Below are 12,349 nucleotides of genomic sequence, written 5' to 3' on the forward strand. Positions count from 1 at the left end.
CTGTATTACGCTCCGCTAATACAGGCTACAAACTTGTGTTTGGTCATAAGATTGTTGATATTTAGTCAAAGGCGTTTAAATATTGGCGTGTCATCTGATGAAAAGTATGGTTGTACATATCGCAACCTTTTTGGAATTGTGCTAGCATCTCAATCTTTCAATTAGGAGATAATTATGAAGCGTTTTGGTGCGGTATTAGTCGCATTGGTTTTTAGTTTATTTGGCACTGCTGTATTTGCTGATTGGGCAAAGATTGGCGTTGTTGATTTGCAAAAAATCATGCAAACGTCAACACAAATGAAAGACATCCAACAAAAATTGGAAAGCCAGTTTAAACCACGTCGTGACAAATTAGTTGCTATGGAAACTACTTTAAAAAGCGATATGGAAAAATTCAAGCGTGATGCAGCAATATTGAGCGCTACTCAAAAGAAAGAAATGGAAAAGAAAATTGTTACAGCACAACAACAATTTGAAAGAGATGGACAACAATACCAACAAGAATTAAGTGCTGCTCACAATGAAGCAATGGAAGGTTTATATACTAAAGTCCGTGCTGCAATTACTAAAATTGCCAAAGAAGAAAAGTATGACATTATTGTGCAAAAAGATGCGGCTCCTTTCAGCTCTGAAACTCTTGATGTGACTGCAAAAGTAATTAAAGCAATCAGTTAATTTGGCTATTAAATTGCTGACCTTAACGCAGCTGGCTGAAACTTTAGATGGCGTCTGGCATGGAAATGCCAATCACGCCATCTTTGGTTTATCTTCCCTGGCTCGTGCTACAAACAAAGACCTGACTTATTTTGATAATCCTTCGCTAAAACATATCCTGGCGGCAACATCAGCAGGAGCAGTTTTAATTAAGACAGAGCATTTACCTCTTTGTCCGACCAACTCTATAGTGGTCGATGATCCTTTTGCTGCCATGAACAAGGCAATCGGTCTTTTCTCTCTCAATCCCTCTGAACGTTGTGGTATACACCCAACAGCCCAAATTCATCCCACTGCCCAATTGGGTAAGCATGTATCTATAGGAGCATATGCAGTTGTGGATAAAGATGTTTTGTTAGAGGATGGGGCTATTATTGGGGCTCATACTGTAATTGAATCATCAGTCCGGATTGGAGCTAACTCCCGAATAGATTCCGGCGTATTATTGCATTCCGGCAGCCAATTAGGCACCAAGGTAGTAATCAATTCAGGATGTATTATAGGTGCCTCTCCATTTAATTATGTGAAACATCAGGGCGTATGGCTACAAGGTCCTCATCTCGGTGGAGTAATCATTTCATCAGGTGTGCATGTAGGTGCCAATACTGTAGTGGATAGAGGTGCATTAGGCGATACGTTCATTGGAGAAAATGTCTGTATCGATAATTTGGTACAAATTGCCCATGATGTATTTATAGGGAGTAATACAGCAATTGTGGGCTGTGCCGCCATTGGTGCTTTTGCGAATATTGGTGCGGACTGTATCATTGGAGGAGCCAGCAGTATCGCTGCCTATGTTCAGTTAAGCAGCGATGTAGTGATCACCGGTATGTCTACCGTAAATAAGTCTATTGCCAAAGCAGGAATTTATTCTTCAGGTACCCTGGTTCATGAACACAACCGCTGGCGTCGTAATGCAGCACGGTTCAGGCGCCTGGATGATTATATAGTCAAACTCGGGGCCTTGGAGAAAAAAATCAGCAGTGAAGAAACGTAGCCCGGTTTCGGATCTACGTCGTCCTGAGCGCGTCTTTTTGCGCGGAGAATCTCCTGAAATTGGCACTGAATCCTGACAGGATGTGTAGCCCGGTCTGCTTGCAGCCGGGATCTCAGTGGCACCATGCCGCTTTCGGGAGGTCCTTCGCGCAAAAAGACGCGCTCAGGACGACGTGGATATCGGGTAATGGAAAAGATGTGTAGAGAGTCAGCTGCAGGCAGACCGGGCGACGCTTATAAAAATGTGTATTGTGAGAGATATTTTTAAATTTACGATTGATTAGAATCAATTAAAACAAGATAATGATCCTTCTTTTAAAGAATTCAATGATTATTACATGAGAAACAGTGTATGGATGAGTTCATAGATATAAACAAGATAGTCAGTTTGATACCGCACCGTTATCCGTTTCTATTGGTTGATCGGGTGCTGGACTATAAAACACTTGATTATTTAACCGCAATCAAGAATGTCACTATTAATGAGAATTTCTTTACAGGCCATTTCCCGGGCAATCCCATCATGCCGGGAGTGTTAATGTTGGAAGCATTGGCGCAAGCCTCTGCAATTTTATCCAATTTATCCCGTAAACCCAAAGAAGGTTACGATTTTCTGCATTTTTTTGCGGGAATTGATAATGCTCGATTTAAGCAGGTGGTTACTCCGGGCGATCAATTACGTCTTGAAGTTAAATTAATAGGACAAAAAAGAGATTTTTGGCGCATACATGGCGAGGCTTATGTTGGTGATAAGCTGGCCTGTTCCGCAGACTTATTAAGCGCAGCAAAGGAAATTAAAAGTGATAGATGAAAGAGCAATGATTCACCCGTCTGCTAAATTGGCAAAGGGTGTATCAGTAGGTCCTGGAACGGTTATTGGCGCCGATGTAGAAATTGGTGAGAACACCTGGATAGGCCCTCATGTAGTTATTGAGGGACCTACAACCATTGGTAAAAACAATAAAATTTTCCAATTTGCTTCTGTTGGCGATGAGCCCCAGGATATTACCTATAAAGGGGAACCAACGCGACTTGAAATTGGCGATAACAACGTCATTCGCGAATATTGCATGATTAGCCGAGGTACTGTGAAAGGCGGCGGAATTACTCGTGTTGGGAATGGCAATTTTTTAATGGCTTATTCTCATATAGGGCATGACTGCATGGTAGGTGACCAAATCATCATGGTTAATTATGCTGCCTTGTCAGGCCATGTTATTGTAAATGATTATGCCATTATTGGCCCTTATGCTGCAGTTCACCAGTTTTGTCATGTTGGTGCTTATGCCTTTATTGCCAGAGCAACTTATGTGACCAAAGACGTTTTACCTTATGTCATGATTGCCGGGCATGCTACTTCAGCCTGTGGTATTAATACAGTAGGATTGCGCCGCCGTGGATTTTCATCTTCTGCGATTGACTGTCTGCGCCGTGCTTATAAAATAATTTTCCGCAAGGGACTTACTGTACAGCAAGCAGTTGCCGAGCTTGAGTTAATGCAAGGTGAATGTCCTGAAGTCGTTCCCATGATTGATGCCTTGAATCAATCAACACGTGGTATTGTGAGGTAAAAAATGATTGCTCCTTATGCGATTGTAGCTTTTGGCGGATCATTGGGGGCAATTTCTCGCTATGCAACAGTGATGTTCGCACAAAATGTCTGGGGATTACGTTTTCCCTATGGCACCTTAATTGTTAATACCTTGGGCTCTTTTCTGGCAGGATTTTTTCTTACTTTGCTGGTAGGGCGGTTTAGTGCCGAAGAGTATTGGCGTTTGTTCTTTTTTACCGGATTTTTAGGTGCTTATACTACTTTTTCCAGTTTTGCTGCTGAATCTTTGTTTTTGTTTGAACAGGAGCAATGGCTGAAATTATTCACCAATATCATGGCTAATAATATTGGTTCATTAACTATGGTATTGTTAGGTACTATGGCAGCGCGCTTTTTACTTGCAGGCTATCTCGATCCAACTTAATTCTTAGAGTGATACTATGCTAGATAATCAATTACTGAGGGATAATCCCCAATTCATAGCAAGCCAACTATTAAAACGCGGTTATACCTTTGATGTAGCTGCCTTTACTGCTTTAGAAGAAAAACGTAAAGCCTTACAGGTTGGTACGCAGGCACTGCAGAATGAAAGAAACCAGCGTTCCAAAGCTATTGGTGAAGCCAAAGCGCGAGGCGAAAATATAGAGCCCATGCGTGAGGAAGTCAATCAGTTAGGAGCTAAGCTGGAACAGCAAAAGGCAGATCTTGAAGTAGTCTTGCAACAATTGGAGGCTATCACTTTATCCATGCCCAATATTCCTCATGAATCGGTGCCTGTTGGAAAAGATGAGCAAGACAATCAGGAAGTAAGACGTTGGGGAGAAGCGACGGTTTTGGATTTTCCTGCCAAATCCCATGATGAGTTAGGTGAAGCTTTAGGAGAGATGGATTTTGCATTGGCTGCAAAAATAACTGGCAGCCGTTTTGTGGTTATGAAAGGGCAATTGGCCAGACTCCACAGAGCCCTGATTCAGTTTATGCTGGATATACATACTCAAGAGCACGGTTATCAGGAAATTTATGTTCCTTATATAGTTAATTCTGACAGTTTACTGGGTACAGGGCAGTTGCCCAAGTTTGAAGAAGACTTGTTCAAATTATCTGGTGACAGCGGTTATTATCTGACATCCACTGCAGAAATTCCTGTAACTAATACAGTGCGAGACACTATTTTAAGCGCTGATAGCTTACCCGTACGCCATGCCTGCCATTCACCCTGTTTCCGTAGCGAAGCAGGCTCTTATGGTAAAGATACCAAGGGGATGATAAGACAGCATCAATTCGAAAAGGTGGAACTGGTCTGGATAACCAAGCCTCAGGATTCTTATGATGCTTTAGAGCAATTAACCCGTCACGCCGAAGTCATCCTGCAGCGTTTGGAATTACCTTATCGCGTTCTGGCTTTATGCACCGGTGATATGGGAGCAGGTTCTGCAAAAACCTATGATCTGGAAGTATGGTTGCCCAGCCAAAATACGTACCGTGAAATATCTTCCTGTTCAAATATGGAAGCATTTCAGGCACGCCGTATGAAGGCACGTTATAGAAATCCTGAAACCAATGAAACGGAACTGGTGCATACTTTGAATGGCTCAGGACTGGCCGTAGGCCGAACCCTGGTTGCCATTATGGAAAATTATCAGGATAAAGAGGGCAATATCCGTATTCCAAAAGCCTTGCAACCGTATTTAGGCGGGATGGAAATTATCAAGGGTCGTTGACGAGAGACGTCATTCAGAGCAATCTGAGTTGAGGCTCAGTAGAGGGTTTATTTAAAAAAAGATGTAAATAAACAGGATGATCATCGCAAGTAGCCCCTCCACCTCCGGGGGAGGGTGCCCGATAGGGTGGGTGGGGGGATCAAAAAGAGAACTCATTTAAGGTAGAACGCTCTAAAACAAGATGGTCTATTTGATAAAAACTCCTTTTTTGATCCCCCCATCCGCCCTGTCGGGCACCTTCCCCCGGAGAGGGGAAGGCGATTCTGCATAGATCTGAGTGTTACTCAATATGAGACCGCCACACCATTCTGTAGCATTACTTTGCCTCCCGATATGGCTGTGATCCTGTTGCCTGGTAGAATGAAACCCACCACATTGAGAGGATCCACTGCAGAAAGGGTAATAATTTCTTCGTCAGGTTCTTTCTTTCGAATAGCCCTTAAAGAATCTACAGCGTGCGGGAGAGCAAATTGCTCTCCTAAAAAGCCATCAACAAAGCGCCCACCCCGGATTTCTCCCCTGTCTTCCATACGGCGCAATACGATGAGTAAATCCCTCCAGCGAGGTATGATTTTCTCTCTGGCTAATAAATCACGAAAAACCACCCCATATCTTTTTAATAATACCCAACATATAGACTCAAGGTGTTTATTTTTATCTACGGGATTACCTGCTTTTAACAAGGACCAGCGGCCTGTGCCGTACTGATGATGCAAAGGGCGTCTTCTTTTTCTGACAAGGCGGCGTTTCGGATCAATCAGTGAGCGTAAATTATCAAAAAGATCCCCTGTCGCTATTCCGGCAGTAACTAATTCCCACAAACCCATTTCAATTTCTGATTTTAAGTGCCCAACAGCACTATGAATTTCAGTAAAGAATGACGCGCCATTTTTTTGCAAATAATCATAAACATCCTGGGCAATATAACTTAACATGGCGGTGTTATTTTCTGGCTGGCTGGCCGGTAGCCATTGGGAGTCAGCTCTCAGGAAAAAGGTAATAGGGGCAACGCTGGTTGGTATGACCCGTTTTATTTCGATTACGCCATTGTCGTTTGCTGTAGCCGAGTCAGGAGCAGACAACCGTCCCCAACCAAGGACACCCATAAGACATAACCTGTCCAGTAATTGGGGATCATAATGAGTCATCCGTCTGGGCAAAATATCCGTTTCCCAGGCTTTGGCCGGAATTTCAAAACCTTGCAATTGTTCCACTATGGCCAGCAAGCCCTGTTCGCCACTTAATTGTGTTCCTGGAGCCAGATGTTGCCAGATTAATAGCCAACGAACGAATTGGGCTGCACTGACGGGTTTGATCTCCTGGCGCAGTTTTCCCAAAGTCAGTTGGTGAATGCGGGCTAACAAACGGCGTTCACACCATTCCATTTGTTCCTGATTGGTGAAATTTCCTCTTAAAATCAATCCTGTAGCTTCGAGGTGGAGCAATGCTTGTTCTATTTCCGAGTTTTTTAACTGCACCAGGTTGTGCAGTGCCTTAACAGTGACTGGCCCCAGATGAAATAACCAGCCACGAAGCATATTTAAAATTCCTTGTTCACGATCTGGAGGATTCTTTTCGATTTCCTTCAAAGTATTATTTATAATCGCATCAGGATAAATAAGCGAAAAAGTTTTTGCCTTTTCTACAGCAAACCAATAAAGCTGATTATTGATGGTTGCAGTTCCTGCTCTTCCCGAAGCAAGCAATTCATTGAAAAACTCTTCCCACAAATTCATTGTTCCCTGAAAAAGTGAATATTGGGCAGGAAAGGCAACAAGAGTTTGCAATACGTCATGAAGTTCGTCAGCATCCCTTACATCTGGCCATGCCTGCTGTTGAACTGACTCAATGATTTCAGGATCCAGTCTACCCAGATTTTTTAACAATTCCTGCGGTAATATCCGTCGCATTTCAACAGCCCTGGCTCGTCGCTCCTCAAGTGGAGCATCGTCCAGGAAGGCATAAGGGTTAGCATTTAATATTTCATGGGAAAAAGCCGAAGGAGAAGGGGTATCTACTGCTACACACTGGATTTCCCTGCTTTTTATTTTGGTTAAAACCTGGATAAGGCCATCAATATCCAGAGCTTCTGTCAGTGCGTCTTTCATTGTTTCATTTATCAAGGGATGATCGGGAAGCTCAATATCTTCACCAGCAAGATTATCCTGACAGGCTGCTGCATCGGGAAAGACTGCTGCGAGCAAATCCTCTGAACGCATGCGTAAAATATTGGGTGGAACCTTTTTGCCATTACGAAAGCGCACCAAGGCCAGAGCCCGACAGGCATCCCAACGCCAACGGGTAGCAAATAAAGGAGATTGTAAAACAGCCTGGATTAAAACCTCAGTAATGGTATTGATATGCAGAAAATTAAATACATCACCCAGAGGAAAACTATGCTGTTCTGCCAGGGCAATATTAATGCCGTCATCTGTTGCGGCAGCCTGCAATTCAAAATTAAAAGAGCGGCAAAAACATTTGCGCAATGCTAAACCCCAGGCTTTATTAATACGCGCTCCGAAAGGGGCATGAATGATTAATTGCATGCCGCCAGACTCATCAAAAAAGCGCTCGGCAATGACGGTCTTTTGGGTGGGTATATGCCCTAACAATGCCCTGCCTTGCAGCATGTATTCAATAATTTGTTCTGCTCCGGCACTATCCACTTTACACTGTTCCATCAACCACTGTTGTGCTGCAAAAGTTAGAGGCTGATCTCTGACGGGTTCATTAGGGCTGCATTCCAATGGCAATTTGTCATGAATGATTTGCCGTAAATCAGAAAGCCGTAAGGACAGTTCATCCGTTCTTCCCGGAGCTTCTCCACGCCAAAAGGGTACGGTTGGCGGTGCGCCGTGGGCATCTTCTACAAGCACCCGGTTGTTAGCGCTTATAATACGGTTGATTTTCCATGAAGTGCTGCCCAGTAATATAATGTCGCCCCGGTTACTTTCAACGGCAAAATCTTCATCAAGAGTACCTACCATTGCGTTAGTCGGTTCTGCTACTACGGTAAAAAGCCCATTCTCTGGAATAGCTCCACCACTGGTAATGGCAGTTAATCTGCTGCCTCTACGTGCTTTAACCATGCCATTCACCTGATCACGGAACAAGTAGGCACTGTATCGTCCTCGTGAGCTGGCTATGCCATCAGAAAGCATTTCAATAATGCGGTTGAAGGTTTCCCGGGATAAATCCCGGTAAGGAAAACTCTTTTTGACCAGGGCAAATAAATCAGTTTCTAACCAGTCTCCAGTCGCGCAAGTGGCAATAATTTGTTGCGCGAGTATGTCCAGAGGTTCCTTGGGAATGGTTAACTGATCCAGATCACCATTTTGGATGGCATAAACTAAAGCCGCACATTCTACCAGTTCGTCCCGAGTGGTTGCGAAAATGCGTCCTTTTGAAATAGCCCCTTGCCAGTGTCCTGCTCGTCCTACACGTTGCAACATGACGGCGATGGAGCGTGGTGAGCCTAATTGACAGACTAAATCGACGCTGCCTATATCAATACCTAATTCCAGGGAAGCCGTGGCCACCAAAGCTTTTAATTCGCCTTTCTTTAATTTGGCTTCGGCAGTCAAGCGTAATTTTTGCGCTAAACTGCCATGATGGGCGGTGACTTGATCTGCTCCTAAGCGTTCAGCAAGATGATGGGCTGCCCGTTCTGCTACCCGGCGCGTGTTGGCAAAAATGATAGTGGAACGGTTTTGCCGTGCAAGCTCGGCAATACGATCATAAATTTCCTCCCACATTTTATTGGATGCCACTGGGCATAATTCACTGGAGGGAACTTCTATAGCCAGATCCAGTTGTTTTGCATGGCCAATATTAATGATTTCGGGCAAAGGCCGGTTATTGCCAGTTAAAAAATGGGCTACCAGTTCAATGGGCTTTTGAGTGGCTGACAAACCGATTCGCACAGGTGGTTGAGTTGTCATGGCTTCCAGCCGTTCCAGTGATAAGGAAAGATGGGTTCCACGCTTGTCATGAGCAAGGGCATGAATTTCATCGACTATCACTGTTTTAATATTTTTAAGGATTTCACGGCTTTTTTCTGCGGTGAGCAAGATATACAGGGATTCAGGGGTGGTCACCAGAATATGCGGCGGCTTTTTTAGCATGGCCTGTCTGTCTTTAGATGCAGTATCTCCTGTCCTTATGGCCACATTGATTTCCGCCATGGTCATATGCTGTGCATGGGCAGAGTGAATTATGGCATTTAAAGGTTGCATCAGGTTTTTTTGTACATCATTGACTACTGCTTTTAAGGGCGAAATATAAAGAACCTCAGTTTCATTCTTCAGTGTTCCTGCAATAGATTGTTTGACCAGATGATCAATACAGGCAAGAAAGGCAGCAAAAGTCTTTCCAGAACCTGTAGGTGCTGAAATTAGAGTGCTTTTTCCTGCTAATATATGCGGCCAGCCTAATCTTTGCGGTTCTGAAGGAGAACCCAGGGTATTAAGGAACCATTCACGTACCAGAGGATGAGCCCAGCAAAGGCTGTTATCAATGGTTGTAGATATCATTTCAATTAAAAAGCCAGGATGTTTTCAGAGTTAACTGGATCTGTTTAATTATATACCAAACACACGCAGATATTTTACCATCGGGATAATAAAAAGACTTTAATTACCTCAACATTGTTATTTTGTTCTAAAATTAAACATATTATGGAGTGTATAACGGCATTATTAAGAAAAGGATAGTCTTATTATGAACAGTGTACCTACAGAAAAAATAAGTGCCATTATCCGCAATGAAGAGGAGCTTGAGCTTGTTATCACACAGCTCATTGCCGAATCCGTTGCCCGCGCTGACATTAGCATTCAGGGATCTGCAGAACAGATAAAGGATAAATACGGTGTGTGTTTTATTGATCCGAAAGTCATTCAGGATAGTGAATATCCTGTTGTTAATGAACCCTTCTTAAACGATGATTTTGGCTGGGTGGTGGGGCTTTCCTTTGCTATACCCCTGTTTATCTGCCTCATCATAGGAATTTTCATTATTGGCGATATTCGCTCCACTTCAGATATTTGGTTGTATGGAATACTGAGTGCAATAATAGGAAGTGTCTTAGGTTTCTTTATAGCAAAAACAGTAAAAAGCTCACATGACGAACAAATAAAGAAACAAGAGAAAAAAGGCGGTTATGTGATTTGGGTACTTACCCATTCAAAAAAACAACAGGAACAGGTGATGGAAATTTTAAACAGGCACTATGCTCATAGTATTAAAGAACACTAAATACTTTTGGAGAGGCAGTACGGGTGCCCCATTACCTAACGATGAAACGAATTCAGCATTCGCCTTTTACTTGCTTTCAAATAATTAAAAATGATCGGAGTGACAGGAGCGAGCCCTGCCTCCCGAAGGCGATTCCAATTGTTTCTTAACATATCAACAATTGTTCCTTTAATTGGCCTCTTTCATGATATTTGGAATTTATTTTAAAGAATGATGGAAAAGCTATCAGCGGATGATATAATTAAAATATGAAAAATACAGATCATACTCTTGAAAATTTATTAATACTTGATGGTGACAGAATTATTATTGATGAGTTATTAGGGTTATGGGTTAAATTTGACGTAAAACGGGTACCTACGAGGATACAAGGTATTCGTTATTCACTTAGTTTGCATGATAAGCATAATACAAGGATTATGGGATTCGATAACTCTCATGAAATTGAATATGGTGGCAAGAAGGGAGTGGCTCCCAGTAGAACGTATGATCACTGGCACTTTGATGCAAAGGATGAAGGTAGGCCTTATGAATATACAAATGCTGGTAACTTATTAGAAGATTTTTGGAAGGAAGTTGATAAGCGTGTTCTAGCCCTTCAAGGGGAGGAAAAATGAGTAAAGTACATAAAATAGCCCGTATTGGGATAATGCCTTTGAATTTGTATAAAGAGAGAACTATTTCGATAGCTAAGGGAATGTATCAGCCTAAAAGTAATGAACCCAAAATTTGGTTTACTTCAATGAAATCATTAGCGAGTGTTCTTTCAGAAGAAAATCAGCAATTACTTAAGTTAATTATTGAACAGAAACCTCAGTCTGTGTCGGAGCTTGAGGAGTTAACAGGCCATAAGCGTAAAGCAAATAATATATTAAGAACACTCCGAAAAATGGAGCAATATGGCTTAGTCCAGCTAGTTGAAGATAGTAAACCACATAGAGGGCGCTCTCCGTTAATTCCTAAAGCGCTTTTTGATGGGTTCAGTATTCAATTGTCAATTGCATAATACTAAATTTTAGGTCTGGTTATTAATAATCAGAGCTTGTTCTTTTTCTGAGTGATTGTGTGCACTTCAGATTTCGTAGCCGTAATACGGGATTAGCTCATTGCCACTTCGATCCCGGCTGCGAGCAGACCGGGGTACGCATGTGCTATTCCGGAGCAACTTCACCCCAATCCGCGTCGTCCTGAGCGCGTCTTTTTGCGCGAAGGATCTCTCGAGGTTGAGGAGACGTACTTTTCTTAACTTAATGGCAGTGACCATTTTGTCAATTAAGCAAAAAATAAGATTGGTTGACTTTTTAAGAAAAAGAGACATAAACTTACTATTGAAGCGTGCCGCGCAGGTGCTACCAACACCGGCGCTGCACTAACCTTGAGCTAGCCAAAACTAGACCAAGGCTAAGTACAGTTTATCATATTTATCACCTGTGACAATTGCAGGTGACATGTGTGGGCTGTGCTGGGAATTTATTGTATTTCTTCGAAATTCTCGTGTAGCGTGTGCGGTATGCTTCCTTTATCAAGGAGCCACCAATGGAAACGCATATCCAAAGACCGAAAGCGCGTATTTTATTAATTGATGACAACCCCATCAGTATAGAACTTATACTTGATTTATCCCCACACATAAGCTTTCAAATAACACTTATAGATAATCTGGAGAAGTTAGGTCAATTAAGATTGACTAAACCATACGATTTAATACTTATAAATCAAGCCACCTTGCTTCAAAATAAATACAATAAAATTTTTGAACAAGATAAGAATGTAATTTGTTATACAACTGTTGCCCTGCTTAATGACTATATGAGGGCATCATCTAAAACCGGTAAGGATACCTTGGACAAAAGCTGGGTACTAAGATCTGACTTGTATAAATTGATGAAACAATTTATTTGAGGTATTGCTCTTAATACTCTGATCGTTAAACCGAAACTTATTTAGAACAGTACCTAACGACTTCTTAAATCTTTTCTATGACGGAGAGGTAGGGGCAGAAAGTTGTGGAATTTTTAAAGTATAAAAAAATGACGTAGCCTTGATTCCGCTATCGCTCTGAGTGATCCTCTCATAATTTTAATCTCGTAAAAAGATGTAAATAAACAGGATG

The 12,349-nt window shown here is 42.3% G+C and carries 11 protein-coding genes; 10 read left to right on the plus strand and 1 reads right to left on the minus strand.

Annotated features, from left to right (window positions below):
• Window positions 1-174: 174 nt before the first annotated feature.
• From B094_RS0105635 to serS, 6 genes are all read left to right on the plus strand, one after another.
• Window positions 175-675, plus strand: a complete 501-nt coding sequence (locus B094_RS0105635; RefSeq protein ID WP_018576828.1) for an OmpH/Skp family outer membrane protein — start codon at window positions 175-177, stop codon at window positions 673-675.
• A 1-nt stretch (window position 676) separates the two neighbouring features.
• Window positions 677-1,711, plus strand: a complete 1,035-nt coding sequence (lpxD, locus tag B094_RS0105640) for a UDP-3-O-(3-hydroxymyristoyl)glucosamine N-acyltransferase (protein WP_018576829.1) — start codon at window positions 677-679, stop codon at window positions 1,709-1,711.
• A gap of 351 nt (window positions 1,712-2,062) precedes the next feature.
• Window positions 2,063-2,521: a 3-hydroxyacyl-ACP dehydratase FabZ gene (fabZ, locus tag B094_RS0105645; protein WP_018576830.1), complete on the plus strand. Its 459-nt coding sequence runs from the start codon at window positions 2,063-2,065 to the stop codon at window positions 2,519-2,521.
• A complete protein-coding gene (gene lpxA, locus B094_RS0105650) occupies window positions 2,511-3,281 on the plus strand; it encodes an acyl-ACP--UDP-N-acetylglucosamine O-acyltransferase (RefSeq protein ID WP_018576831.1) in 771 nt (256 codons plus the stop codon). Before fabZ ends, lpxA begins: the two co-directional genes overlap by 11 nt.
• Window positions 3,282-3,284: 3 nt before the next feature.
• Window positions 3,285-3,686: a fluoride efflux transporter CrcB gene (gene crcB, locus B094_RS0105655; protein WP_018576832.1), complete on the plus strand. Its 402-nt coding sequence runs from the start codon at window positions 3,285-3,287 to the stop codon at window positions 3,684-3,686.
• 16 nt (window positions 3,687-3,702) lie between these two features.
• Window positions 3,703-4,983, plus strand: a complete 1,281-nt coding sequence (gene serS, locus B094_RS0105660; RefSeq protein ID WP_018576833.1) for a serine--tRNA ligase — start codon at window positions 3,703-3,705, stop codon at window positions 4,981-4,983.
• A 284-nt stretch (window positions 4,984-5,267) separates the two neighbouring features.
• On the opposite strand, the gene B094_RS0105665 is transcribed toward serS, so the two are convergent.
• Window positions 5,268-9,515 (minus strand): DEAD/DEAH box helicase, encoded by a 4,248-nt coding sequence (locus B094_RS0105665; RefSeq protein ID WP_018576834.1) that lies wholly within the window; start codon window positions 9,513-9,515, stop codon window positions 5,268-5,270.
• A 187-nt stretch (window positions 9,516-9,702) separates the two neighbouring features.
• Between B094_RS0105665 and B094_RS0105670 the strand changes: the two genes are divergently transcribed.
• From B094_RS0105670 to B094_RS0105685, 4 genes are all read left to right on the plus strand, one after another.
• Window positions 9,703-10,236 carry a Z-ring associated ZapG family protein gene (locus tag B094_RS0105670; protein ID WP_018576835.1) on the plus strand — a complete coding sequence of 178 codons (534 nt, stop codon included), beginning with the start codon at window positions 9,703-9,705 and terminating at the stop codon, window positions 10,234-10,236.
• Window positions 10,237-10,484: 248 nt separating this feature from the next.
• On the plus strand, window positions 10,485-10,853 hold the full coding sequence (locus tag B094_RS0105675) for a toxin-antitoxin system TumE family protein (protein WP_018576836.1): 369 nt from the start codon (window positions 10,485-10,487) through the stop codon (window positions 10,851-10,853).
• The gene (locus B094_RS0105680) at window positions 10,850-11,242 is read left to right on the plus strand and encodes an HVO_A0114 family putative DNA-binding protein (RefSeq protein WP_018576837.1); all 393 of its coding nucleotides are present in this window, start codon (window positions 10,850-10,852) and stop codon (window positions 11,240-11,242) included. Before B094_RS0105675 ends, B094_RS0105680 begins: the two co-directional genes overlap by 4 nt.
• Window positions 11,243-11,772: 530 nt before the next feature.
• The gene (locus B094_RS0105685; protein ID WP_018576838.1) at window positions 11,773-12,138 is read left to right on the plus strand and encodes a response regulator; all 366 of its coding nucleotides are present in this window, start codon (window positions 11,773-11,775) and stop codon (window positions 12,136-12,138) included.
• Window positions 12,139-12,349 lie beyond the last annotated feature (211 nt).

It is taken from the genome of Legionella shakespearei DSM 23087 (assembly GCF_000373765.1).
In the GTDB taxonomy this organism is placed as follows: domain Bacteria; phylum Pseudomonadota; class Gammaproteobacteria; order Legionellales; family Legionellaceae; genus Legionella; species Legionella shakespearei.